Origin of the sequence: Bradyrhizobium sp. 26S5 (assembly GCF_036923295.1) — a bacterium.
Classification (GTDB): domain Bacteria; phylum Pseudomonadota; class Alphaproteobacteria; order Rhizobiales; family Xanthobacteraceae; genus Bradyrhizobium; species Bradyrhizobium septentrionale.
In genome coordinates this window covers 3145402-3169921 of the sequence record NZ_CP145948.1, presented here as the reverse complement: position 1 = coordinate 3169921, position 24520 = coordinate 3145402, and the positions used below count along the sequence as shown (strand labels likewise).

The window sequence follows — 24520 nt, the reverse complement described above, 5'->3', positions numbered from 1 at the left end:
TACAATCACAGCCATGCCTGGCCGGTGGCCCTCCGCCCCCGGCCGGGCACAAGCCGTCTCTCGACCAGCCGGACAGGACACGATGGTTGTCAAAGCGTCGCAAGACGATCCCGAGAAGGCGCGGCGCTTCCGCGAGGCAGCGCTGCCGTATCTCGACGACGCCTACACGCTGGCGCGCTACCTGCTGCGCGATGCCGCCGACGCCGAGGATGCGGTGCAGGAATGCTATCTGCGCGCCTACAAGCATTTCGACAGCTACCGGGGACCTGCCATGAAGCCGTGGCTGTTCGCGATCCTGCGTAATGTCTGCCGCGCCGAATATGCAAGGCGCAAGACCGCCCCCACCGCGGTCGAGGAGCTGCCCGAAGGCGGCGAGCAGACCCCGCTGTGGAGCGAAGCTCCGGAGACACCGGAAAAGCAGCTGCTGCGCCGTTTCGACGGCGATACCGTGCGCAAGCTGGTCGCGGCGCTCGCCGAGCCGTTTCGCGAGACCTTTGTGCTGAGGGAAATCCAGAATCTTTCATACCGCGAGATCGCCGATGTCGCCGCGGTGCCGGTCGGCACCGTGATGTCGCGCCTCGCGCGCGCCCGCGCCATGCTGCGATCGGCCTGGCTTGCGGAACAGGAGCAAGTGAAATGACCTGCGAGGAAGCCGAAGTGCTGGTCCACGCGCTGATCGACGGCGAACTCGACGCTGGCCATGCACGCGAAGTGGAAGCCCATATCGAAGGTTGCGCGCATTGCGCCGCCCTGATGAAGGAGTGTCAGGAGATCCGCCAGGCGATCGCCGAGAGCGACGTGCGCTACAAGGCGCCGCTCGAGCTGCGCCGCAAGATCGAGAAGGCACTGCCGCAGGTGCAGGTGCAGGCTGCGCCGAGCCGGCGCTCGGTGCTGCGTGGCTTCGCGCTCGGCTCCGCGGTATCGGCGATGGCCGCGACCGGCCTTGTCGCGGTCGTGCTGCGCAATGACGACGAGCAGCGCATCGAGAGCGAGGTGGTGTCGGCGCATCTGCGTTCGCTGCAGGCCGGCCACCTCACCGACGTGATCTCGACCGATCAGCACACGGTCAAGCCCTGGTTCAATGGCAAGCTCGACGTCTCGCCACCGGTGATCGACCTCACCGCGCAGGGCTTCACCCTGATCGGCGGCCGGCTCGACTACGTCAACACCCGCGAGATCGGCGCCGTGGTCTACAAGCGGCGCCAGCACGTCATCAACCTGTTCGTGGCGCAGACCGCGAACACCGAACGGCACCCGGCGAAGATCTCGACGTTGCAAGGCTTCAACATCCGCCGCTGGAGCGACCGCGGCCTGAACTACTGGGCGGTCAGCGACCTCGGCGCCGACGAGCTGACCGAATTCGGCGACAAGTTCGAGAGCGCGATGCGCGCCAACAAGGAGGGGTGATTTGTAGATGGGCGGATTAGCCGAAGGCATAATCCACCAAATTTCTCGCGCGCTGTCGGCGGGTTACGGCTTGGCCTACTCTAAGGCTCTAAATGTCGTCGCTGGGCGAAAAAGTGTGTACGTTATTCCAAATGCCGCGCCGCTTGATGTCAGTGGTCGATGGCGGTCTTGGAACCAATCAGCCATGACGTTGCGCTACACGAGAGTGACGTGGCGGCACCAGAACAGCCACGACCCCGTCCGGATCTACAGCGAACTGGATGACGCACGGTGGGAAGTCCGCAGAGTGGAAGTGTTTTCCGACGACTCCTTGGGCTACGCAAGTCGCTCGAGATCTCGAGGACGCACCTTTCTCAGCCCCGAAACGTTTTCGTCGCTTGCCGAGATTGCGGCGAATCCAGAATTTGAAGCGGCCGAGATTGAGAAGGACGAATTCGACGAGATGTGGTCAAAGGCCACGCGCGCAGATATCCATCCCGAAGAAGGTTAGGTAGCGCGCGCCGCAGGCCTGTCGGCGGATTACGCCGAAGCCTGTCATCGGGCCGCGCTTCGCGCGGACCCGGTGGGCTAATCCGCTCAACGCAGCTTACGAATTGTGGGAATCCCGGGTTTCGCTTCGCTGCATCCGGCTACAGATTTGCGCTTACGCCGACTTGCGCACCGCGTTGTCGACCAGCGTCTTGCCGAGCGACCAGATCGCGCCGGGCACCTTGTGGCTGCCGGCGATCACCTCGTCGAACGACTTCTCGATCCAGGCGCAATCCTGTTCGGTGATGACGAGCGGCGGCAACAGCTTGATGGTGTGGAGGCCGTGGCCCGCGACCTGGGTCAGGATCTTGTGATCCTTGAACAGCGGCACCGTGATGAGCTGGCAGAACAGACCCTTGTTGGCGGTCTCCAGCAGGTTCCACGACGCCTTCAGGCGCAGCGATTTCGGCGGCCCGAACTCGACGCCGATCATCAGGCCCTTGCCGCGGACTTCCTTCATCAATTCGTATCCCGGCACCATGCGGGTCAGCGCCAGGCGGAGCTCGGCGCCGCGCTTGGCGGCGTTCTCGACGAGCTTCTCGGCCTTGATGACGTCGAGCGTGGCAATGCCGGCGGCCATCGCCAGATCGTTCTTGGCGAAGGTCGAACCGTGCACGACCGCGCGGTCCATCTGGTTGAAGATCTTGTCGAAGATGTTCTTGCGCGTCAGCAGCGCGCCGATCGGCACGTGACCACCGGAGAGCGCCTTCGCCAGCAACACCATGTCGGGCTCGATGCCCCAGTGCTCGACCGCGAGGAACTTTCCGGTGCGGCCGATGCCGGTCTGGATCTCGTCGGCGATGAACAGCGTGCCGTATTTGCGGCACAGCGCCAGCGCGCCGGGCAGGAACTCGTCAGTGGGCATGTTGACGCCCTTGCCCTGGATCGGCTCGACGATGAATGCGCCGACCTGGCGCGATGACAGCGCTTTCTCCAGCGCCTCGAGATCGTTGTAGGGTATCGGGGTGCAGCCCGGCAGCAGCGGCTCGAAGCCGCTGCGGAAATTCGAATCATCGGTCAGCGACAGCGCGCCGTAGGACAGGCCATGGAACGAATGCCCGCAATAGACGATGCCGGGACGGCCGGTGGCGCCGCGCGCGAACTTGATCGCGGCTTCGACGGTTTCGGCGCCGGAATTAGCAAAAAACACCTTGTCCAGATATGGAACATATTCCAGAAGCCGTTCCGCGAGCACGCCGGCGAGCGTGGAGACGTCGAGCTGCACCAGATTCGGCAGATCGGCGTCGAGCACGCTCTTCAGCGCCTTGCGCAGGTCCGGATGATTACGACCGACCGCAAAAACGCCAAATCCGCTCAATAGATCTAGGTAGCGAGCCCCCTGACGATCGAAGAGGTATTGGCCTTGCCCCTTCTGGAAGCCGACGTCGTAGCCGATGGTCTTGAGGACGCGAACGAGCTGCTCGTTGAGGTGACGCGTGTGCATGGCACCGCGCTGCCCCTCCCGCTCCACAAAAATCTCGGAAACGTCTAAATTGGAACTTACCATTCGTTACATACGTCGGTTGATGGCCATCTCGTCAACTTAAAACGCTCGCTCGCGGCGTTTTGACCCCCGCTCGGATCGTCCAATTAAGCACAGGTTTGGACCATGTTGCACTGCCCAAGAACTTTCGCGCGTACAATAGCCTTTTCAGGTTTATTTTTGGCCACCGTATTATCACCGGCACTTGCTGCGGACCCAACCGGCGACTGGAAGGTCGCAGACGGTGTCGCAACCATCCGCGTCGCCCAGTGTAATGGCAACATGTGGGGTGCGGTGTCCTGGGAAAAAACCCCCGGCGGCAAGGATAAGAACAATCCTGATCCCGCGAAGCAGAGCCGGCCGACACTCGGCATGCCGATCCTGATCGACATGAAGAAGAAGGCCGGCGTCGATGCGTGGGAAGGTCAGGTCTACAACGCCAAGGATGGCCAGCTCTACAGCTCGACCATCAAGCCCGTCGGCACCGATCAGCTCGAGATCCAGGGCTGCGTGCTCGGCTTCCTGTGCGGCGGCGAGACCTGGACCCGCGTCAGTCCGCCGATCCCGGTCAGCGTCGCCGGCAACCCTGCTGCGAAGGGCGCCCTGCCCAAATCGGCAGCTCCTCAAGCGCCAAAAACCACCGGCGTCGTGGCGCCTGCCACCAAGCCGGCTCAAAAGCAGGCGGTCAACCCGCCAGCCAACGCCAATGCGTCGGCCGACCTCGTGGGCGATATCTGCCTGCTCCCGGACATCGCAAAGCCGACGCGTTAGCGGCAGCGAGCTGACCGCACCGTCAAGCGGAGAAGTCGCGCGCGCCAGCATCACTGGCGCGCTCAACTCTAAAATCGCGGGCCGCCAGGGCGTCAGGCGCCGAAGACGTCAGGTGACGTCGTTGGCTATATCTTCCTCCTTGCCGACCTCGCGCGGCTTGCCCATCAGCGCCGGCTGGAACAGCAACACCGCCGCGAGCGTCGTGACCAGCGACAGCGCAAGCAGCTTGCCCATGCTCGCAGTGCCGGGATGGCTGGACAGCCACAGGCTGCCGAACGCGGTTGCCGTGGTCAGCGCGCTGAAAAAGATCGCGCGCGTCAGGCTCGACTGCAGCAGATTCGTTCTGCCCTGGCGCCACGCCGTGACATAGTAGATCTTGAACGCCACGCCGACGCCGAGCAGCAGCGGCAGCGCGACGATGTTGGCGAAGTTGAGCGGCAGCCCGATCAGCACGCAGATCTCCAGCGTGACGATGCCGGCGACCAGGAGCGGCACCAGCGTCAGCAGCACGTCGACGACACGGCGCAATGCCAGCCACAGCAGCACGCTGATCGCCACAAGCGCCAGAATGCCGGCGTGAATGAAGGCGTCCACGACGACATCGCCAGATTTCAGAATTGAAATCGGTCCACCGATCGCGGTCGGCTCGGCAACGAGCACAGCGTCGGCAAAGCGGCGCAGATTGTCGTTGTCGTTTGGATCGCCCTTCGGCTCCGCCTCGACGCGCATCAGGCCATCCTTGGTCTTCCAGCTCGCGACCAGTTCCGGCGGCAGGTTCTGCAGCGTGACGGTCTGGGCCTGCAACGTGTTCTTGAGCTGGTCGAACACGATCTTCATCGGCGCGACGAACACCTCCTGCGCCTTGTCGCGGGTCGCCTGGTTCGAATCGGCAAGCTTCTGCAGCGCGTCGGCCAGCCGGCGCGCGGCAACCGCACCCGGCCCCTTGTTGTCGCCGGCGGTCCTGCGCAGGCTGTCGACCGAGCTCTTCAGCGACTCGACATTCTCCTGATCCGACGGCGCCGGATCGACCGAGTCGGGGTTGAGCGCGGGGCCGAGCGTCTTGGCCGCCTGCGCGATCAGCTTCAGCTTGGCCGGCTGGTCGTCCGGCACGAAGCTGTCGAGCGACATCACGCGCGACACTTCCGGCAGCTTCTCGAGCTTGGCCTCGATCTTTTTGGCGTCGGCTTCCGAGCGCGTCATCACATTGATGGCGTTGGCGCCGGTGTTTGGGTCCTTGCGCAGGTCGAGGAAGGTCGCGATCGATTCCACCTTCGCACTGCGCAGGTTGATCGGATTGAAGTCGAACTTCATCCAGTGGAGCAGCGGCAGACCAGCGACGGAGATCAAGATCGTGCCGACGATGATCGGGATGCGGTGCTTCTCCAGGAAGTGGTCGAGGGGCGCCAGGAAGGCATAGCCAACCGGCTCCTTCTCGCCGGGCGGGTTGAGCAGATCGAGCAGCGCCGGCAGCACCGTGATACTGGTGAGGAATGCGATCAGCATGCCGGCGCCGGCGATCTTGCCGAGCTCGGAGATGCCCCTGTAGTCGGTCGGCAGGAAACAGAGGAAGCCGGCGGCGGTGGCCATCGCCGCAAGCGACAGCGGCACCGCCGAGCGGCGCGCCGCGTTCTCAAGTGCCAGCGTGAGATTATCGTTCTTGAAGCGCTCGGAGCGGTAGCGAACACTGAACTGGATGCCGAAGTCGACGCCGAGACCGATGAACAGAACCGCGAAGGCAATCGAGAGCAGGTTCAGCGATCCGACCATCATCAAGCCGACCGCCGTGGTGAGCGCAAGGCCGATGAACAGGTTCACGAACACGGCGAAGATGATCTTGCCGGAATGCAGCGCCAGCCAGAGGATGACGAGCACGATCACCACGGTGCCGATGCCGTTGGTGATCGCGCCGTCCTGCACGGTGGCGTATTCCTCGTTGGCGATCGGCACGGGTCCGGTCAGGCGGACGCGCGCGTGATATTCGGTCGGGAATTTCAGATCGGCCGCCGCCTGCCGGATCGCGTCGGTTGCGGCCTTGCCCGGCTCCAGCGCCGAATAGTCGATGATCGGCTTGACCTCGATGAAGGCGCGCTTGTCCGAATCGGTCAGCGGCGTGTCGCTGGTGAGTTCGCGCCAGGAGAAGGTCGCGTTGCCCTTGGCGAGGACGGTCTCGATGGTCTGGGAGATCAGGTTGAAGGACGGAGCGGCATTGTCGAGCTTGACCTGCCCGCGCTTGACGCCGGCAAGGCCGGTCTCGAGCGCGCCGGTCAGCCCGCGAATCGAAGGATCGCCCGCCATGATCTCGATCAGCGGCGCGGCCGATCCGAGCTGTCCGGTGACCTTGCCGACCTCTTCGGTGGGCAGGAACAGCAAGCCGTTCTTCTCGAAGAACTCGCCGGAGCCGAGCGCGGTGATCGCCTCGAAGTTCTTCTTGTCGGCCTGCAGCTTCGCGGTGAGCGCCTTCGCGGCCGAGCTGGTCAGCTCCGGCGTCGCGGCCTCGACCACGGCCAGGATCAGCCGCTCGCGATCAAACGCCTCCTCGAACTGGTTGTCGCGCTTGCGCCAATCCAGATCGGGCGAGATCAGCTTGTTGATGTCGGTGTTGATCGAGAAGTTGCGGGCCGTATAGAAGCCGGCGCCGATCGACAGCAGCACAGCAAGGATCACAACCGGAAGGGCAAAACGCGTACAGGTTCGAACAACGGAGACGACAATATTTGTCAGCACTTCGTTTCTTTCTAATCTCGGGGAAGCATGGCCGAAAACGCCCGCTCTGTAGCGGAGTTCCCGGGACCGATCTAATGTTGTTTTGGTTACCTTCCTCGACGCGATGGCGAGGAGGTTCCAAACGACAGGGAACGGCCACGAGTGGCCGGTATAAACCGCATCAGAGGGCGATAAAGTGACGAACAAGTGAGGGGGACGGAGGGTCGCAGGGGCCGGAATCCACACCATATTACCTCATACACCCCTCCTGGTTGACCGCCCACCCGCGCGAGGCGCTACCTTTTTGCCACAAAAGCCTGTATTTCCATGCGCTTGGGGCACGGATCCCGTGCAGGACCTGTGATGGTGCGGACATTGCAACTGACGTTGCGGCGTCCGACGTGTGGAGTGCGTTGCCGAAACGGCCGCAGGGCATTGAATGAGATTGGTGCAATTTGCGTAGCGAAAGTCCGATGGAAGTTTTTCTTGCTCAGCCGCGCGGCTTCTGTGCGGGCGTGGTGCGCGCGATCGAGATCGTCGAACGCGCGCTGCAGAAGTATGGCCCGCCGGTCTATGTCCGTCACGAGATCGTTCACAACAAATACGTGGTCGAAAGCCTGAAGAAGAAGGGCGCGATCTTCGTCGAGGACCTGTCGGAAGTGCCGGCCAAAGCCGTGACCGTCTTCAGCGCCCATGGCGTGGCGAGGAGCGTCGAGCAGGAGGCCGCCGAGCGCGACCTGCCCGTGCTCAATGCCACCTGCCCGCTTGTGACGAAGGTCCACAACCAGGGCAAACGCTATATCTCGAAGGGCCGCGCCCTGATCCTGATCGGGCATGCCGGCCACCCCGAGGTCGAGGGCACCATGGGGCAGGTTCCAGGGCCGGTCCTGCTGGTCCAGAGCGTCCAGGATGTGGCAGAACTGAGGCTACCGACCGACGCCCCGGTCGCCTACATCACCCAGACCACGTTGTCCGTGGACGACACCAGGGACATAATCGCGGCCCTTCAGGCAAAATTTACAGATATTCAAGGCCCGGACATCAGGGATATCTGCTATGCGACACAGAACCGCCAATCTGCGGTAAGGGACCTAAGCAAGCTGGTGGACGTCATTTTGGTGGTGGGGGCCGCCAATAGTTCCAACTCGAACAGGCTTCGCGAAATCGGCACCGAGGTCGGCGTCGCGAGTTATCTGATTGCCGATGGGAGCGAGCTCAACCCGGATTGGCTGAAGGATGCGAAGGCCGTCGGCATCACCGCGGGCGCTTCAGCGCCCGAAGTTTTGGTCGACGATGTGATCGAGGCCCTGCGGCGCATCGGACCGGTGTCGGTCTCGGTCGTTCCGGGCCGCGAAGAGAATATCGAATTCCGGCTGCCGGCCGAACTGACTGCGGGCTGATCTGAACCCACTTCCCTTTGATAAGTGCAGAAAGAAAATCGTCTAATGGCTATACCGTTCTTCAAGGAAATGCGTATCGGCGGTTATCTGATCAAGCAGAAGCTGCTTGGCCGCAAACGCTATCCGCTCGTGCTGATGCTGGAACCCCTGTTCCGTTGCAACCTCGCCTGCGTCGGCTGTGGCAAGATCGACTATCCGGATGCGATCCTCAATCGCCGCATGACTGCGCAGGAATGCTGGGACGCAGCCGATGAATGCGGCGCGCCGATGGTGGCAATTCCCGGCGGCGAGCCGCTGATCCACAAGGAGATCGGCGAGATCGTGCGCGGCCTCGTCGCGCGCAAGAAGTTCGTCTCGCTGTGCACCAACGCGCTGCTGCTCGAGAAGAAGCTCGATCTGTTCGAGCCGTCGCCCTACCTGTTCTTCTCGGTGCATCTCGACGGCCTGAAGGATCATCACGACAAGGCGGTGTCGCAGAAGGGCGTGTTCGATCGCGCCGTCTCCGCGATCAAGGCGGCGAAGGCGCGCGGCTTCACGGTCAACGTCAACGCCACCATCTTCGACGGCCATCCGGCCGAGGAGATCGCAAAGTTCCTCGACTTCACCACCGAGCTCGGCGTCGGCGTCTCGATGTCGCCGGGTTACGCCTATGAGCGTGCGCCCGACCAGGAGCACTTCCTGAACCGCACCAAGACCAAGAAGCTGTTCCGCGACGTCTTTGCGCTCGGCAAGGGCAAGAAGTGGAACTTCATGCATTCCGGTCTGTTCCTCGACTTCCTCGCCGGCAACCAGGAATACGAGTGCACGCCTTGGGGTATGCCGGCGCGCAATATCTTCGGCTGGCAGAAGCCCTGCTATCTGCTCGGTGAAGGCTACGCCAAGACCTTCAAGGAGCTGATGGACACCACCGATTGGGAGACCTACGGCACCGGCAAGTATGAGAAGTGCGCCGACTGCATGGCGCATTGCGGCTACGAGCCGACCGCGGCGACCGCTGCGATCAACAATCCGCTGAAGGCGATGTGGGTGGCACTGCGCGGCATCAGGACGACCGGCCCGATGGCGCCCGAGATCGACATGTCGAAGCAGCGTCCGGCGCAGTACATCTTCGCCGAGCAGGTCCAGAAGAAGCTCTCGGATATCCGCCGCGACGAGGCCGCGGCTGCCGCCGCCAAGCAGCAGCAGAAGGCTTCCACCGCCGCCTAAGGCTTTGTGTGAGCAGAATGATAAAAGGCCTCGGTTCAGCGAACCGGGGCCTTTTTTCGATCAGGAGACCGCCTGCTCTTCCCGGCTACTCCGTCGAAGCACCTTCTCGATCTCTGCCGCGCGCGGTGCGCTGAGTGTGCCGCGCTCGATCCCGAGCGGGACATTGCGCAGGGCCAGTTCGCGATACAGCGCGCCCGAGGGAGGAAAGCGCTCGTCCAGGGCTCGGAGGTGCTTGAGGATCGTTCCAACGTCGCCGCGCGCCACGCAGCCGCCCATGCCGTTGGCTAGGCCACCGTCGAGAACCGCCGCGACCGTCCCGCGCAACAGCGGCATCATCGCACGCAGCGCGTCGGCCTCGCTGGCGCCAAAGCTCTTCCAGAGCTCGACGCCCTCCTTGAGCAGCGCGATCAGGAACGGACCGACATAATAGGCCGAAGCATGATAGAGCGCCCGCACGCCGGCCGGCAGCGCCAACGGTTCGCAGCCGATGCTGACAGCGAGATGTTCGAGGTCGCGCCTGAAGTCGGGTTCTGCCTCGATGCCGACGGTGCATCCGCGCAATCCCTCGAGCGCGACGTCGGGATTTGCAAACATCTGCATTGGATGAAATCCGCCGGTTGCTGCGCCCGCGGCTTTCGCATGATCGAGCGCCGCCAGCTCGGTCGCGCCGCTGCAATGGACCACGCGGTGACGCGGCTCCCAGCGCAAATCGCGGCAGACCGGCAGGATCGCGTCATCGCTCACCGTCAGGAAAACCATATCGCAGCTGTCCACGACCTGCTGCGCGTGCGTCATCGACCGCGCCGACGGCACGCGGGATCCGAGCTGCTGCGCGGCATCACGGCCGCGGTTGTAGAAGGCCGCAACGTTCAGATCCGCGCCGGCGAACGCCGGCGCGAGCGTTTGCGCGACGCGGCCGGCGCCGATGAAGCCGATCCGCAGCGCTGCCAGCGACGTGCTCATTGCGCATAGCTCCCGTCGATGCGGTCGAGCCGGCGCCGCAACGCCGGCCATTCCAGCAGGCCGTAACCGGCCTGCTGATTTTGCGCTGTTTCATTCAACACCGGATTGGTGTCGCGCTCGTTGTCGAGCGTGATCTCGGTGCCGGCGAAGCAGGTCACCGTGTTGTCGATCGCGAGTTCGGTCGGCGCGTGCAGCGGCCGGCCGCAGCCAAGCGCATCGACCTGGATCCGGCACGCCTGCTCCAGCCAGTAGATCGCGTTGAACGCCTGCTGAATCGTGTTGCCGCAGACCAAGAGGCCATGATTGCGCAACACCAGTACGTTGTTGCGGCCGAGATCGGCGACGACCCGATCGCATTCGTCGCGATCGATCGCCGGCCCCTCAAAATCGTGATAGCCGATCCGCCCGTGAAACCGCATCGCCGTCTGCGACAGTGGAAGCAGCCCCTCGGCCAACGCGCTGACCGCCGTGCCCGCCCTGGTGTGGGTATGCAGGACGCACTTCACGTCGGGCCGCGCGCGATGGATCGGGGCATGCAGATAGAAACCGGCGACGTTGACGTTGTAGCGGTGGTCGGGCTGCAGCAGGGTGCGGCCCTCGATGTCGATCTTGACGAGGCTCGACGCCGTGATTTCCTCGTACAGCATGCCGTAGGGATTGATCAGGTACTGATCGTCATGCCCCGGGATTTGCGCGCTGAGGTGGTTGTAGATCAGGTCGGTCATTCCATAGAGTGCGACCAGACGGTAGCACGCCGCGAGATCGACCCGTGTCGCCCATTCCTCTTCGCCCACAACGGCCCTGATGTCGTTGACGGCACAAACTTCGCTCTGACGCATGTGACTGGGCTTCCCTAGTGACGGATGACGGAGGCGCGCGCGACGATACGGCTGAGGCCGTCCGACGATGGCAGCGTGCCGAACACGTGCATGCCGTCCGCGCCAAGCCTGGATTGCACGAACAGATCGGCGGCAGCCGCGTCGCCATGCCGCAACATCTCGGCAGCCTGCAACGCATGCGCCATGCGGGTGACCAGCGCCCGCGCATGCCCGTCGTCCGGATAGCGCGCACACAGTCGATCGGCGAGATCGTCCGTGCTCCTGTCATAGGTCGGGTTGAGGCCCCTGCTGGCGCGCAGTTCGTCGACGAATGCATCGCGGCAGTTTGCATCGCGTTGCATGGCCCGCAGCACGTCCATGCACATCATGTTCGAGGTGCCTTCCCAGATCGAGTTCAGCGGCGCCTCGCGATAGAGCCGCGCCATCGGGTTCTCCATGATGAAGCCGTTGCCGCCATGCACCTGCAAGCACTCGTAGGTGAACGAAGGGGCGCGCTGGCAATTCCAGAACTTCATCACTGGAGTGGCGACCCGCGCCAGCAGCCGTTCGTGCTCGCTGGTTTGCAGGCCATCGGTCGCACGCGCGACCCGGAATGCGCCAAGCATCGCCGCCTCGCTCTCGAGCGCGAGGTCGGCGAGCACGTTGCGCTGCATCGGAAGCTCGGCCATCGGCTTGCCGAACGCCGTTCGCGTTTGCGCGTGGTTCAAGGCCAGGCTCAACGCCTGCCGCATCAGGCCGGCGGAGCCGACCGCGAAATCCAGCCTGGTCAGATGCGCATGCGAAAGGATTTCCCGGATGCCGCGCCCTTCTTCACCGACCAGGATCGACCAGGTGTCGTGATATTCGATCTCGCTCGAGGCGTTGGAACGGTTGCCGCACTTGTCCTTCAGACGCTGTATGTGGACGCGGTTGGCGCTGCCGTCCGGCAGCAGGCGCGGTACGAACAGGCAGCTGACACCGGATTGGGTCTGCGCCAGCGTGTAGAACCCATCGGCGACCGGCACCGAGAAGAACCATTTGTGGCCGGTGATCGCATAGATCTCGCCATGCGCGCCGCGCTCGACGAAGCGTGCGGTGGTCTGGGTCTCGCGCAGGTCGGAGCCGCCCTGCTTCTCGGTCATCGCGTAGCCGATGACCGCCGCACGCTTGTCCTCGATCGGGAGCCGCCGCGGATCGTAGTCCGAAGCGAGCGTTCGCTCCCGCCACAGACTGAATTGCGGCTTGCCGGAAAATCCGGCGATCGCGGCGTAAGCCATTCCCGTGGGGCAACCGACGCCGTTCTCGATCTGATTCCAGAGATAGCTCAGCGCCGCGCGGGCCAAATGTCCATGCGGTTCGCGCGTCGACCAGGCGAGGCTATGGACCTCGCTCTGGAACGCCAGCGCCATCAATTGATGCCAGGCCGGATGAAATTCGACCCAGTCGTTTCGGTTGCCATACCGGTCATGGGTCAAGAGTTTTGGTTCGTGCTCGTTGGCAAGCCTCGCCGCTTCCTGCACGGGTTCGCAGCCGGCATGGGCTCCGAGCGTAGAGAGCTTATCCTTTGCCCACGGCGTGAACTTTGCGATCAGGCCGCTCAACGCAGGATCATCGTCGAACGCGTTGAAGCCTGTCGCCGGCCGCGCCTGATTGCGGACTTCGTGGGTTGCAAACGAACTGGCTTTCGTTGCCGCGACGGCAACCGGCTGGACACGCGCATTCATGCGGAGACTCTCGATCCAGGGGTCAATTCAGGCGTGGCGTGGCGAAACAGCATGCGGGCGGAAAGCCCTGCGATCGATTGTGCGATCGCCTTGGCCGCGTCGGAATCGGGAGCCGCTTCGGGCGCCAGAGGACCAACCAGCGCCTCCATGAAAGCGCCGGTCACGCAGGACGCCGCGACGTTGGCGTCGATCTCGACGAATTCACCGCTGGCGATGCCGCGCCGGACCAGCCGTGCGATCTGATCGGCCAGTGCCGCGCGGTATTTCAGGCGCGCCGCGTCGATCTCGGGTTCACAGGGTTCGGCGATCAGCGCGTAGGCCAGACGGCGGCCGCGCATCGCGCGGACCGAGAAGGTGTAGATCGCGTCCACCAGACACTGCGACGCAGATCCTTCGGCCTCGACGATGGCGGCGACCACGGCCACCTCGCGCTCCGAAACGAGCCCCAGCACCTGCGCGTAGAGGTCCGCCTTGGAGTCGAAGTAGCGGTACACGCTGCCGGTGGCCACGCCGGCCCGTGAGGCGATCAGGGCGATCTGGGCATCCTTCCAGCCACTCAACGCCACCGCCTCCTTGGCGGCATCCAGGATGCGCGCCTTGGTTTCGACGAGTTGATTGAGGCGAACCGCAGCGATTGCCATAATGAACCTTAATTCATGAATAGAGGATCATAATTCATAGTCGATCGAATGCCAGTGCTTGTCAAGCATTCGGCGGAGCCTTGAGGTCGCAGCACAGCACCAGGCGCCCCGGAGGCCGCCGGGCGTGGCCGGTGGAGACCAGCGCCACGCCCTGAGGCGGCGGGAACGGGAACAGCGGGATCCCTACCCGGCTGGACAAGTCCGCGCCGAGCACGCGCGGAGCCGGACGGCGCGGCATCAAGCCGGCTCATGAGCGACCAAAACAAAAGGCCCGATCGCGATGCGACCGGGCCTTTTTTTGAGGGTGTATCTCGGCGTCAGCGCCTCGCCGGTGGCCTGTCAGGCCTCCACCGGCACCAGCACGTCGTTGCCGAGCAGGAAGCCGCGGCAGCTGCGCAGCGAGCGCAGCGCGCGGTTGAAGTCGATACCGGTCGACACCAACGCCCGCAGCGTGCGCGGATTGCGCGCAATGCCGCTCAGCACCTTGCGCAGGTCGATGTCGCCGTTCGGCTTCACCGCGGATTTCGCAAGCTCGGGCAGCGCCCGGTGCGCGGGATCGCTGATCACACGCAGCGCGGCGAACGGAATGCCTGCCTTTGCGGCATAGGCTGCCGCGATATGGCTCTCCATATCGACCGCAGCCGCGCCCGTGATCGAGCGCAGGGCCGCCTTGCAGGCCTTCGCCGCAATCACCTCTTCCACGCCGGCAAGTCCACCACGGACGATCCTGCGGCGCTTCAGCGCGGCGCTGGCGATCATCTCCTCGTTCAGCGCGGATGCCGCCAGGAAACGGGTATCGCCGGCCATCACTTCGGTCGCGACCACGACATCGCCGGATTTCAGCGACGGGTCGAGCCCGCCGGCCACGCCGAACGAGATCACGCCGCGGAACGTCATGGGATCCAGCGTCGCCAGCAATGCACGCAGCTGCTGCGGATCGCTTGAACTGCAGATCACGATCATGCCGGGCCCTGCCGCGATGCGGGCCTCCTGCACCAATCCAGTCACAATCAATACCGGCCGAGGATCAATTCTATTGCCCACGGTCTCGGCGGCCCCCGCCTCAACAATCACATCCCGACCCCTACCACCCTGCTATTGGTGCTTCTCAAATTCCGATACCGCGCCAGCGCCCAGAGCGGAAAGAACTTCGAGTAGCCATGATATCGCAAGTAAAATACCCGCGGAAACCCCGTAGCGGTGTATCGCTGCTCGTCCCACAGCCCTTTTTCCGTCTGTGTTGCCTTTAGGTACTCCACCCCCCGCGCAATTGCGGGATTTTCGACCTCTCCGGCTGCCATCAATCCAAGCAAAGCCCATGCCGTTTGCGAGGAAGTCGATGGCGCAGCTTCATAACCCTTGTAATCCAGCCGGTAACTGACGGCGTCCTCGCCCCAGCCGCCGTCCTGATTCTGGACCGACGCCAGCCAGTCGACCGCGTTGCGAATCATCGGGTCGTTGCGATCGATCCCTGCGACATTTAGCGCTGAGAGCACCGACCAGGTGCCGTAGACGTAATTCAGGCCCCAGCGGCCGTACCAGGAGCCCTCAGGCAGCTGGGTGCGGCGCAGATAGGCGATGCCGTCGGCCATCGCCTTGCTGCTCTTGGCGGTCTCGCCGAGCTGGCCCAGCATCGAGATGCAGCGCGCGGTGACATCTTCGGTCGGCGGATCGAGCAACGCGCCGTGATCGGAGAACGGGATGTTGTTGAGGTAATATTCGAGGTTGTTGGCATCGAACGCGGCCCAGCCGCCGTCGCGGCTCTGCAGCCCTTCGATCCACTCGCGGCCGCGCGCGATCGCCTCGTCATATTCCCTGGTCCCGCTGTGCCGCCGCACGCGATCCATCGCCATCACGACCACGGCGGTATCGTCGAGATCGGGATAGTGGTCGTTGTTGTACTGGAACGCCCAGCCGCCGGGACGGACGTCCGGCGCCTTGACCGCCCAATCGCCCTTCAGCTCCAGCACTTGGCGCGGCTTCAGCCAGTCGAGGCCCTGCTTGGCCTTGGCAAGGGTGTCCTCGCCGCCGGCCTCCTGCAGCGCGTGGCAGGCCAGCGCGGTGTCCCACACCGGCGAGACGCAGGGCTGGCAATAGGCCTCGTCGTCGCCGATCACGAGCAGCTTGTCGATGCCACGGCGGGTGATGGCGCGCGGCGGGAAATTCTCGTCCTCGCCGAGCGCCTCATACATCATGACGATGTTGGCCATCGGCGGATAGATCGCGCCCATGCCGTCTTCGCCGTTCAACCGCTCTTCGGTGAAGGCGAGCGCGGCGTCGATGGCGCGCTGGCGCAGGCGCTTCGGAAACATCGGCTCGATCGCGCGCAGCACGGCGTCGAGCGAGCGGAACAGATAGAACCAGCCCGCGCTCTGATGCGGCGCCTTTGGCGCCATCCGGACCGACTTCGGATCTTCCAGGAACAGTTCGTCGATGCCGACGCCCTTCGGATTCTTCGCACGCGGCTTCAACGCAGCGAGCACCATCAGCGGCACCATGGTGGTGCGCGCCCAGTAGGAGATCTTGTTGATGTGGAACGGCGACCACATCGGCAGCAGCATGATCTCGATCGGCAGCACCGGCGTTGCGCGCCAGGTCACGACGCCATAGAGCGCGAGCAGGAAGCGCGTGAACACGTTGCTGCCCGAAGCCCCGCCGCGCGAACGGATCGCCTCGCGCGCCCGCACCATGTGCGGCGCGTCAATGGAATCGCCGATCATCTTCAGCGCGAAGTACGACTTCACGCTGGCGCTCATGTCGAACGGGCCGTCGTGCACCAGCGGCCAGCCGCCATGCGCACCCTGGGTGCGGCGCAGATAGTTGGCGATCTTGGCCTCGAGCCCGGCGTCGACCGGCTCGGCAAGGTAGTGACGCAGCAGAACGTACTCGGCCGGAATGGTGCTGTCGGCCTCGAGCTCGAATACCCAGTGTCCGTCGGACTGGCGATAGCCGAGCAGCGCTTCGGTTGCCTTGGAGATGCTCTTCTCCAGCGCGACCGGATCGACTGCGACGCTGTGATCTCTCGAAAGCATTTCGCTCGATATCCTCTTCATCGCGGGCCGGCCCACGCTGGCCGGCGTCGCTCCAATAGGTCGAATCTAGCGCCTGGCCAAAACCAGATCGGCGGCGCGATCCCCCGACCGCACCGATCCCTCGATGGTTGCCGGCAACCCGGTAGCAGTCCAGTCGCCGGCAAGGAACAGGTTTCTTTGCGCCGTCGCAGGCCCGGGACGCAGGGCATTCTGCTCCGGCGTCGCCTCGAATGTAGCGCGGCGCTCGCGCACGATCTGCCAGGGCGGCAGGTCACCGGACACGCCCGATGCCTTGCAGATATCCCGCCAGATCGCCTGCGCGAGCTCCTCGCGCGGCATGTCGACAAGGCGATCGCCATTGCTGATCGTCACCGACAGCCGTTGCGGGAAGGCGAACAGCCATTCCACGAGCCCGCCGACCACGCCAAGAATGGGCGCGGCATCGCGCGGCGGATCGATGCGGAAGTGCGCGTTCACGATGGCGCGGAATTTGGTCGGCGTTTTCAGGCCGGGCAGCAGCGTGGCCGCAGCGCGCGGCGGCACCGCCAGCACGACGGCATCGCCGGCCGCCAGCGCGATCCTGTCGCCGCCGCCGAAGTCGAGCTCGCCGACGCGATCACCCGACATGACGAGTGCACGCAATTCGTGACTGAACTGGACGCTGTTGCCCCGCTCCTGCAGCAACTTCACGGCCGGCTCGATCAGGACCGAGCTCAGGCCGTCGCGCGCGATCAGCGGACGGCAGGCCTGCCCGCCCGCGAGCAGCGTCTCGCGCACGATGGCGCCGGCAAGCCCGGCCGAGCCCTCCGGCGGATCGACGTTCAGCGCAGCCAGCAGCAGCGGCTGCACCAGGCGATCGTACAGCGTGCCCTTGCAGGGAATGGTGTTGCCGACCAGCGCCCCGGTGCCGGCCCAGGCCAGCGGCGCCAATGCGAGATAATCGCGCAGGGTAGTGTCAGGGACGCGGCGCGCCTCGTCGAACACCCACAGCGGCAAGCGGGAGTCGCCAAGGTCGAGCTGCCAGCGCTGGCCGCCGGCAAGATCGACGAACGGAAACTGCGCGCGCGCGGGTCCCACGAGACCGGCCTCGGTGCCGATCGAGCGTGCGTAGCTCAACGCATGGCGGTTGCCCGACAGCAAGAGATGGTTGCCGTTGTCGATAGTCAGATTGGTAGCGGCGTCGAAATAGGAACGGCAGCGGCCACCGGCCTGCTGCGTCGCCTCGTGGACGCACACTTTGTAGCCGCCATTGGCAAGTCGCATGGCCGCGGAGAGGCCGGAAATGCCGGCACCGATGATATGAACGGTCTTTTGCATCAGATGATCGCGTAACGAAGAAGAATGCCGATCTTGGCCGCCTTGGACACACGCACCGGCGCACGCGGGGCAGTGAAGCCGCGCGCGATCAGGAGATCGAGGATCGCGCGGTAGTATTTTGACATGATCCGCGGCGCGCGCACCGCGCGGCGCGAATTGCGCTTCATGATCTCGTCGGACTTCTGGAAATGCATCTTGGCGCGCTCGGCGAGCGGCGCACACACTTTCGGCAGCGCGCGGTCGGCGGTGACGCGGGCCGGGTCGTTATTGGTGATGCCGGCGTGCCAGAGCCATTCGCGCGGCAGATAGAGGCGGCCGAGGCCGGCGTCCTCGTCGATGTCGCGCAGGATGTTGGTGAGCTGCAGCGCGCGGCCGAGGTGATAAGCGAGTTCGATGCCGTCGTCCTCGGGCAGGCCGAACACGCGCACCGACAGCCGGCCGACCGCGCTCGCGACGCGATCGCAATACAGGTCGAGCATCGCGAGATCCGGCGCGCGGATATCCTGCGGCACGTCCATCTCCATGCCGTCGACGATCGCGACGAAATCCTCGCGCTTGAGCCCGAAGGTCTTCACCGACGCGACATAGTCCCTCAGGCGCTCCGGCGGATGCCCCGCATAGAGCGCGTCGATGTCGTCGCGCCACTGCTGCAGCGCGGCCAGCCGCTCCGGCCGCGGGCCGTCGGAATCGGCGATGTCGTCGACCTGCCGGCAGAAGCTGTAGATCTGGAACATCGCCTCGCGCTGCGCGCGCGGCAGGACGCGCATCGCGGCATAGAACGAGCTGCCCGATGCCGTGCTTCCGTAATTTGCGTTGGCCGCCGCCTCGACACTCATGCGCCCGCCGCCGTCCTGGAGACCGCACGCCGTCCGGTCGCGCGCCGCGCGGTCTCGCCGGCGACGCCGCCAAGGCTCTGCAGCAGCAGTTCGACCGGGCCGAGATGCACGCGCTCGCTGAGCGGATCGCGCACCTTCAGCATGTTGACGATCTTGTCGGCGAAGGCCTGGATCACCGAGATCTCGAGCCCGAGCCTGAAGTCCTTCACCTCGGCGGCGAGCGACTTGCTCTCGTCGAGCAGCGCCGCGGTGCGCACCGCGAGCGCCTGCAGGCATCCGAGCAAGGCCGGCGGTGATTTCGCCTCGCCGAGCATCTCGACGGTCGCGTCCGCCGCGGCCAGCGCGTCGCGCGGCAGATAGACGCGGTTCAGATTCCTGTAGTCCTTGCCGCAGTCCTGCAGATGATTGTTGATCTGCAGACCGGCGCAGAGCGCGTCCGACGCCGCCCAGGTCGAAATGTCCTCGCCGTGCACGTCGAGCATGAATCGCCCGACCGGCATCGCCGAGTAGCGGCAATAGTCGATCACATCATCCCAGTTTTCGTAGCGCAGCTTGGTGACATCGAGGCGAAACGCCACCAGCACGTCGAGCGCATGCCGCGGCGGCATGCCGCGCTCGGCAAGCGCCCGGCGCAGATTGACCGCCTCCTTCTGAGTAGCGCCATTGCCAAGCAGCTCGGCCTCCATGAGGTCGAGATAGCGCAGCTTCTCCTCGGCCGGCAGCGTCGCGTGATCGGCGATATCGTCGGCGGTGCGGACGAAGTTATAGAAGGCCAGGATCAGGGCGCGATGCCGCGGATGAATGATCCACGACGCGACCGGGAAATTCTCGTCGCGGTGGGTCTTTCCGGATCGCAGGTCGCTCGCGGTGGTCATGGGAAATTTGGGCTACACTGGTCATGGCACGACGCAGGCGCGAATGGTCAGGCGCATGCGGGGATTTGCGAGCCCCATATAGGGGAATACGCCACCAAAACCAATGCTATCTGTGACCGCCAGCATATCCGGCCCGTGGCCGGCAGGAATGCCGTTCACGGGCCTTGCGGCGGTCCAAGAGACCTGAAGCGGCCTTGAGGGCCTTATTGGCCGTGGGTCTTCAGCACCTGGTCGCAGGCCGCGCTGATCTTGGTGCGGTTCTGCTGCAGGCAGGCGAGAATGGTGAAATCGCCCTGATCGATCACGGAGCGGCAGTGACGCTGCACGTCGCGCGTGCAGGCCTTCTGCTCGTCGGGCGTACCGCGCTGCTGCTGCTGGGCGGAGGCGCCGGATGAGAGCGGGATCGACAACAGGGCAAGTGCCAGGAGAAATTTACGCATCGTATTCCTTCATTTCCGACAGCAGAAAATCTGTTCCCGAAAAGCGGTTCGGCATGGCCGGGACGGATTTTGGGGATTGCAGACGCCACGTAACGCGGCAACGGATTGACGACAAGCACTGTTAAATGCGGCTAAATTTGCGGCGCTGTAAACCCCCGCATAAACTATTGATTCCAAACGACGATTTGTGCCATCACTTTGTCGCGTTTGGCAATTGCGGATCGCGCTTGCGCGTAGCTAGATGCCACACGAGCCGGAGGCTTCTGATTCTGTTCGATGACAATATCGGCGTCGCGCACGCCGTTCTGTCGTTTGAACCTAACATTCTTCGGTGACACTAAACTTTCGATGCGGCGAGACGCTTTCTTGCGAAGGAAGCGCTGATTTTGATGGGAAAATTCACAATGACACTGTTTGGTTCCAGCCTTTCCGGGCAGGCTCTCAGGGCTGTGGGCGTCGGCGCCGCACTCATGCTGTCCGCCTCCGCAGTCCATGCCCAGGCCAGCGGCCCGTTCGCCGGTTTTGCCGGCTCCTGGAGCGGAACCGGCACGGTGGCGTTGTCCAACGGCACCACCGAACGCATTCGTTGCAAGGCGGATTACAAGGTCGCGCCCTCGGGCCTGAGCCTGAAGCAGAGCCTGCATTGCGCGAGCGACAGCTACAAGTTCGACCTTTCCAGCGACGTCACCAGCCAGGGCGACCGGATCTCCGGCAATTGGAGCGAGGCCAGCCGCAATATCTTCGGCAATTTGCAGGGCACCGCCGGCGGCGGGCGGATCGACGTGTTCGTCGAGGCGTCCGGCTTTGCCGCAAACCTGAACCTGCAGACCAACGGCTTCAAGCAGGTACAGATCGACTCCAAGGGTGAGATCCGCGGCGTCTCGATCACGATGACGAAGAGCTGACGCTCCCCGACCGATTTCTCCGGCGAACAAAAATGGCCCGGTTCCGACCACTTCGGAACCGGGCCTTTTTTTATCGGCCGATCAGGCCTTTTCGATCGGCGCTGGCTGCCCGCCCTTGCCGCGGAGCTTCTGCGACAGGTTGATCAGGAACATCGAGGTCGGCCGCAGGATGAAGAGGTCCGCGACCAGCGCTGCGACCATCGAGAATGCGCTGAGCCAGCCGAACAGGCGCAGCGACGGCAGGTCGGAGAACACGGTGACGACGAGGCCGCAGGCCAGCACCACCGTGGTGAGGATCAGTGCGGGGCCGACCAGCACGGTGGCGCGCTCCACCGCGAGCTCCGGCGAGACCCCCGGCTTGGTCTCGAGCCGCAACCGGTTGAGGAAGTGGATGGTGGCGCTGAGGCCGAGGCCGAACGACACCGTCAATGCCACCACGCTGGCGAATTGCAGCCCCTCCCCGAGCAGCCACAGCACGGTGCCTGACAGCACCACAGGGAAGATGCCGGGCAGGATGCAGGAGAACATCACCACGACCGAGCGGAATGCCAGCCCGATGAAAACCGCCACCAGCAGAAATTCGACGGTCAGGCCACGGTTCAATTTTTCGATCATGTTGGCGCTGTTGCGCGCGGCGATCACCGACAGGCCGGTGACTGCGATCTCGTAACCGGGATGCTCGGCGCGCACCTTGTCCAGCGAGCTATCAAGCTTGTTCACCACCGGAAGCAGCTCGCTCGAGTCAAGATCCGGGACCCGGCCGGACACCACGACCGCATCCTGATCCGCCGAGATGAAGCGGCGCACCAGATGCTCGGGAATCACGCCGACATATTCCTTCAGCGTCGCGACGTCATTGCTGCCTGCCTTTTCGGCGAGCCAGCGCCGCAAGGTTTCCAGCGACCAGACGTTGCCGACGCCCGCCGCAGTTTCGACCATCGCGTGGACGTCGGCGATCGTCTTCAAGGTCTCCGGCGAGTACAGCGATTGGCCCTTGGGGAATTCGATCAGCACATCGACCGGATTGGCGCCGGTCAGCTTGGCGTCGAGCCGGCTTGACGCCGCCACCGCCTGCCGCTTGTCCGGCACCTGATCGGCGAGCCGGTAGCGCGGTTCGAGATTGGCGTAGATGATGCCGAGGCCGCCGACGACGATCAGCGCGAGCAGGCTGAACAGCCCGGGACGGCCCACCATGCGTACCGCGATCCAGTAGCAGAAATTGCGCAGCGCCTGGACACCGGCGTCGGCGCCCTGGAATTTGACCGCAAACACTTTTTCGTTGCGTACCAGAAGCACTCCGAACGCAGGCACCAGCGAGAGCACCGCGATCAGCGCGATGATGGTAGCGGCGAGCCCGGCCTCGCCGAATTTGCGGATCAGTTCGGAATTCGAGAATTGCAGCGCGATGAACGAGATGCCGGCGGTGCCATGAGTAAGCACGCAAGCCGGACCGACCACCATCACCGCGTTCTTGAACGCGGTGTACTTGTCCTGGCCGGCGATCAGGCGGTCGCGTGCCGCAAACGTCAGCTGCATCGAGTCGGAGAAGCTGATCACCATGATGAGCGGCGTCATCACGTTCAGGAACATGTTGAGATTGAAGCCGGCCCAGCCGAGGCCGCCGAGCGCGAGCAGGATCGCAATGATCGGCGGGAACGCGGCGATCACCATGAACGATATCTTGCGGAAGAAGATGATGGCGATGATGCAGCCAGCCAGAATGCCGAGGATATTGTAGGTCAGCCCGTCGCGCTTGACCGCGTTGCGGATTTCGAGCTGCATGACTGGAACGCCGGAGAGCTGGGCGTTGAGCCCGCTACCGCTGAGATCATCGGCCATGATCTTTCTCATGTCCGCGACGACCTTGGAGAGCTTGTTGCTGCCGACAACCTCAGGCTCGAGCGACAACACGATCAGTGCGAGCGTTCCATCCTCGGACAGCAGCTTGCCGCGAATGATCTCGTTGGATTTGACGGTCTCGACGAATTTGTCGTAGGCGGCGCCTTGCGGCAGCTCGGACGGGAACAGGGCGGCCGGCAATTTGCCGGGCTCGGGCGCCTGGCGCGCCGAAAAAAGCGAGACCAGGCCGCGCACGCCCTCGACCAGCTGCAGGTCGGTGACCATGTCGCGGATCTTTTCGAGGTTCTCGCGCGCGAGGAGCGTCTTGCCCTCGACCACGACCAGCACGTCGAACTCGGTTGCCGGGAAGCGTTTGGTGACCGCTTCGTACTGCTTGTAGTCCTTGGAATTGGAACGGAACAACTGGCTGAGCGAGTCGTCGATCTTGATGCGCTCGATGCCGAAAACGGCCGCGACCATCAGCGCCAGCAGAATGATGACAGACAGGACCGGCGCCTTGATCGCGATCAGGCCGATACGCTCCAACCCGAATGCGATGCTAGTCCCCGGCCGCGGCTCCTCGATCTTCTCGACGTGGACCCGACTTTCGGAATTCTTTTCGAGCATGCCCTGTCCAGTTCTGAAGCGGCGCGATCTGTCTAGCTTGGGTTATAGGGCGCGAATGAGGCTCGCGAGCGCGACTGATCGGCGCTAGTCCTTGAAAACACGCAAATATTGACCGGCGCGGTTTTACAGGTCCGCCCCCTTGCTCGCAAGCGCGAGCGACATGTTAAATCGGCCGGGAACTGCCGAAAACCGCCGCTAAGTATCGGATTTGTCACACCCCGGTAGCGTATTCCTGGACAATCCTGCGCCGCTTTCATCCTTCAACGCGACCCCCGTGATCTGGCGTGCCAGGCCCTCACGCACAAGCCAAGAGATCCTGAATGCGGCTTCCGCATAACTCAGCCCGGCGCGGTGGATGTTGGAGATGCAGTTGCGGTCGGCATCGGTGAGGCCGATTCGCGGCGCGAAGGTGAGATAGGCGCCCAGACTGTCCGGCGCCGACAGGCCGGGCCGTTCGCCGATCAGCAGCACCAGCATGCGCGCGCCGAGGATCGTGCCGATCTCGTCCCCCAGCGCGACCCGCGCGCCCGATGCTGCGATCACCGCGCCGGCGTCGATCCCGTCGGCCTTAAGCCGCGGCACGAGATGCCGGATCAATTCGACGGCGTGCACATTGACCGCGGTCGGCGACAGGCCGTCACCGATCACGATGGCACAGGGGCACGCGGTGACGCCGCTGCTCTCGAGCGACCGCCTCGATGCGGAATCCAGCATGCGCCCGAGATCGGGCCGGCGCAGATAGTCGCGCCGGCTGCGCGCCTGGCTCGACACTTCGAGCGGCGTGATGCCGAGGCCGGCAAGACCGGCGGCAATCCCGCCGAGATCGAACGCCGCGTGGACGGCATCGCGGGCGCGGGCGTGATCGAGCGTAAATGCGAGCAGCGCACTGGTCGGCAGGCTTGCCCCGGACCGGCCGAGACCGACGCGCGCCGGCGTGAGCTCGCGCAGATCGGCAAGCGAAGCGGACATTGGCGAAGGGGACGATGGCGCCGGCGGTGTTGTCAT

The 24520-nt window shown here is 64.1% G+C and carries 21 protein-coding genes; 7 read left to right on the top strand and 14 right to left on the bottom strand.

All coding sequences use genetic code 11. The features are described from left to right. The first annotated feature begins 82 nt into the window (after positions 1–82). From V5279_RS14640 to V5279_RS14630, 3 genes are all read left to right on the top strand, one after another. A complete protein-coding gene (locus V5279_RS14640) occupies positions 83–640 on the top strand; it encodes a sigma-70 family RNA polymerase sigma factor (protein WP_338698423.1) in 558 nt (185 codons plus the stop codon). After that, entirely contained in the window at positions 637–1407 is a 771-nt protein-coding gene (locus V5279_RS14635) for an anti-sigma factor (protein ID WP_338698421.1), read from the top strand. The genes V5279_RS14640 and V5279_RS14635 overlap by 4 nt, the downstream gene beginning before the upstream one ends. Before the next feature lie 184 nt (positions 1408–1591). Further along, positions 1592–1897, top strand: coding sequence for a DUF6881 domain-containing protein (locus V5279_RS14630; RefSeq protein WP_338698419.1), 306 nt, complete (start codon positions 1592–1594; stop codon positions 1895–1897). Between the two features lie 153 nt (positions 1898–2050). Here V5279_RS14630 and hpnO read toward each other — a convergent pair whose 3' ends face one another. Then, complete coding sequence (gene hpnO / locus V5279_RS14625) at positions 2051–3442, bottom strand: aminobacteriohopanetriol synthase HpnO (RefSeq protein WP_166293585.1); 1392 nt, start codon at positions 3440–3442, stop codon at positions 2051–2053. Between the two features lie 102 nt (positions 3443–3544). Here hpnO and V5279_RS14620 point away from each other — a divergent pair, with 102 nt between their 5' ends. Next, complete coding sequence (locus V5279_RS14620) at positions 3545–4189, top strand: DUF2147 domain-containing protein (protein WP_338698415.1); 645 nt, start codon at positions 3545–3547, stop codon at positions 4187–4189. A 108-nt stretch (positions 4190–4297) separates the two neighbouring features. On the opposite strand, the gene V5279_RS14615 is transcribed toward V5279_RS14620, so the two are convergent. Continuing rightward, positions 4298–6913: an MMPL family transporter gene (locus V5279_RS14615; RefSeq protein WP_338698413.1), complete on the bottom strand. Its 2616-nt coding sequence runs from the start codon at positions 6911–6913 to the stop codon at positions 4298–4300. Positions 6914–7365: 452 nt separating this feature from the next. Here V5279_RS14615 and ispH point away from each other — a divergent pair, with 452 nt between their 5' ends. Both ispH and hpnH read left to right on the top strand, forming a co-directional pair. Beyond that, positions 7366–8292, top strand: a complete 927-nt coding sequence (gene ispH / locus V5279_RS14610) for a 4-hydroxy-3-methylbut-2-enyl diphosphate reductase (RefSeq protein ID WP_338698411.1) — start codon at positions 7366–7368, stop codon at positions 8290–8292. Positions 8293–8337: 45 nt separating this feature from the next. Then, positions 8338–9498 carry an adenosyl-hopene transferase HpnH gene (hpnH, locus tag V5279_RS14605; protein WP_166293577.1) on the top strand — a complete coding sequence of 387 codons (1161 nt, stop codon included), beginning with the start codon at positions 8338–8340 and terminating at the stop codon, positions 9496–9498. A gap of 60 nt (positions 9499–9558) precedes the next feature. Here hpnH and V5279_RS14600 read toward each other — a convergent pair whose 3' ends face one another. The 10 genes from V5279_RS14600 to V5279_RS14555 all read right to left on the bottom strand — a co-directional run bounded on the left by V5279_RS14600 (position 9559) and on the right by V5279_RS14555 (position 20144). Next, positions 9559–10461: a Rossmann-like and DUF2520 domain-containing protein gene (locus tag V5279_RS14600; protein WP_338698407.1), complete on the bottom strand. Its 903-nt coding sequence runs from the start codon at positions 10459–10461 to the stop codon at positions 9559–9561. Continuing rightward, positions 10458–11300 (bottom strand): class II aldolase/adducin family protein, encoded by an 843-nt coding sequence (locus V5279_RS14595; RefSeq protein ID WP_338698405.1) that lies wholly within the window; start codon positions 11298–11300, stop codon positions 10458–10460. Before V5279_RS14595 ends, V5279_RS14600 begins: the two co-directional genes overlap by 4 nt. A 14-nt stretch (positions 11301–11314) precedes the next feature. Then, entirely contained in the window at positions 11315–13003 is a 1689-nt protein-coding gene (locus V5279_RS14590; RefSeq protein ID WP_338698403.1) for an acyl-CoA dehydrogenase family protein, read from the bottom strand. Continuing rightward, entirely contained in the window at positions 13000–13644 is a 645-nt protein-coding gene (locus V5279_RS14585) for a TetR/AcrR family transcriptional regulator (protein ID WP_338698401.1), read from the bottom strand. Before V5279_RS14585 ends, V5279_RS14590 begins: the two co-directional genes overlap by 4 nt. 339 nt (positions 13645–13983) lie before the next feature. Continuing rightward, complete coding sequence (locus V5279_RS14580; RefSeq protein WP_248114551.1) at positions 13984–14643, bottom strand: phosphorylase; 660 nt, start codon at positions 14641–14643, stop codon at positions 13984–13986. Positions 14644–14714: 71 nt separating this feature from the next. Then, entirely contained in the window at positions 14715–16676 is a 1962-nt protein-coding gene (gene shc, locus V5279_RS14575) for a squalene--hopene cyclase (RefSeq protein ID WP_338698399.1), read from the bottom strand. A gap of 66 nt (positions 16677–16742) precedes the next feature. Next, positions 16743–17993: a hydroxysqualene dehydroxylase HpnE gene (gene hpnE / locus V5279_RS14570; protein WP_338698398.1), complete on the bottom strand. Its 1251-nt coding sequence runs from the start codon at positions 17991–17993 to the stop codon at positions 16743–16745. Beyond that, entirely contained in the window at positions 17993–18829 is an 837-nt protein-coding gene (gene hpnD / locus V5279_RS14565; protein WP_338698397.1) for a presqualene diphosphate synthase HpnD, read from the bottom strand. Before hpnD ends, hpnE begins: the two co-directional genes overlap by 1 nt. Continuing rightward, on the bottom strand, positions 18826–19704 hold the full coding sequence (gene hpnC, locus V5279_RS14560) for a squalene synthase HpnC (protein ID WP_338698396.1): 879 nt from the start codon (positions 19702–19704) through the stop codon (positions 18826–18828). The genes hpnD and hpnC overlap by 4 nt, the downstream gene beginning before the upstream one ends. Positions 19705–19907: 203 nt before the next feature. Then, positions 19908–20144: a hypothetical protein gene (locus tag V5279_RS14555; RefSeq protein WP_166297722.1), complete on the bottom strand. Its 237-nt coding sequence runs from the start codon at positions 20142–20144 to the stop codon at positions 19908–19910. A gap of 404 nt (positions 20145–20548) precedes the next feature. Here V5279_RS14555 and V5279_RS14550 point away from each other — a divergent pair, with 404 nt between their 5' ends. After that, on the top strand, positions 20549–21049 hold the full coding sequence (locus V5279_RS14550) for a hypothetical protein (RefSeq protein WP_338698395.1): 501 nt from the start codon (positions 20549–20551) through the stop codon (positions 21047–21049). A gap of 81 nt (positions 21050–21130) precedes the next feature. Here V5279_RS14550 and V5279_RS14545 read toward each other — a convergent pair whose 3' ends face one another. Beyond that, entirely contained in the window at positions 21131–23515 is a 2385-nt protein-coding gene (locus V5279_RS14545) for an efflux RND transporter permease subunit (RefSeq protein WP_338698393.1), read from the bottom strand. 195 nt (positions 23516–23710) lie between these two features. After that, positions 23711–24520, bottom strand: coding sequence for an ethanolamine ammonia-lyase subunit EutC (gene eutC / locus V5279_RS14540; protein WP_338698392.1), 810 nt, complete (start codon positions 24518–24520; stop codon positions 23711–23713).

Bases quoted from the DNA above. Each gene is read 5' to 3' on its own strand.
- V5279_RS14630 (WP_338698419.1), top strand. From the start codon at position 1,592: ATGACGTTGCGCTACACGAGAGTGACGTGGCGGCACCAGAACAGCCAC.
- ispH (WP_338698411.1), top strand. From the start codon at position 7,366: ATGGAAGTTTTTCTTGCTCAGCCGCGCGGCTTCTGTGCGGGCGTGGTG.
- V5279_RS14640 (WP_338698423.1), top strand. From the start codon at position 83: ATGGTTGTCAAAGCGTCGCAAGACGATCCCGAGAAGGCGCGGCGCTTC.
- hpnO (WP_166293585.1), bottom strand. From the start codon at position 3,442: ATGGTAAGTTCCAATTTAGACGTTTCCGAGATTTTTGTGGAGCGGGAG.
- V5279_RS14585 (WP_338698401.1), bottom strand. From the start codon at position 13,644: ATGGCAATCGCTGCGGTTCGCCTCAATCAACTCGTCGAAACCAAGGCG.
- shc (WP_338698399.1), bottom strand. From the start codon at position 16,676: ATGCTTTCGAGAGATCACAGCGTCGCAGTCGATCCGGTCGCGCTGGAG.
- eutC (WP_338698392.1), bottom strand. From the start codon at position 24,520: ATGACAACACCGCCGGCGCCATCGTCCCCTTCGCCAATGTCCGCTTCG.
- V5279_RS14635 (WP_338698421.1), top strand. From the start codon at position 637: ATGACCTGCGAGGAAGCCGAAGTGCTGGTCCACGCGCTGATCGACGGC.
- hpnH (WP_166293577.1), top strand. From the start codon at position 8,338: ATGGCTATACCGTTCTTCAAGGAAATGCGTATCGGCGGTTATCTGATC.
- V5279_RS14620 (WP_338698415.1), top strand. From the start codon at position 3,545: ATGTTGCACTGCCCAAGAACTTTCGCGCGTACAATAGCCTTTTCAGGT.
- V5279_RS14545 (WP_338698393.1), bottom strand. From the start codon at position 23,515: ATGCTCGAAAAGAATTCCGAAAGTCGGGTCCACGTCGAGAAGATCGAG.
- V5279_RS14590 (WP_338698403.1), bottom strand. From the start codon at position 13,003: ATGAATGCGCGTGTCCAGCCGGTTGCCGTCGCGGCAACGAAAGCCAGT.
- V5279_RS14600 (WP_338698407.1), bottom strand. From the start codon at position 10,461: ATGAGCACGTCGCTGGCAGCGCTGCGGATCGGCTTCATCGGCGCCGGC.
- hpnD (WP_338698397.1), bottom strand. From the start codon at position 18,829: ATGAGTGTCGAGGCGGCGGCCAACGCAAATTACGGAAGCACGGCATCG.
- hpnE (WP_338698398.1), bottom strand. From the start codon at position 17,993: ATGCAAAAGACCGTTCATATCATCGGTGCCGGCATTTCCGGCCTCTCC.
- V5279_RS14555 (WP_166297722.1), bottom strand. From the start codon at position 20,144: ATGCGTAAATTTCTCCTGGCACTTGCCCTGTTGTCGATCCCGCTCTCA.
- hpnC (WP_338698396.1), bottom strand. From the start codon at position 19,704: ATGACCACCGCGAGCGACCTGCGATCCGGAAAGACCCACCGCGACGAG.
- V5279_RS14550 (WP_338698395.1), top strand. From the start codon at position 20,549: ATGACACTGTTTGGTTCCAGCCTTTCCGGGCAGGCTCTCAGGGCTGTG.
- V5279_RS14595 (WP_338698405.1), bottom strand. From the start codon at position 11,300: ATGCGTCAGAGCGAAGTTTGTGCCGTCAACGACATCAGGGCCGTTGTG.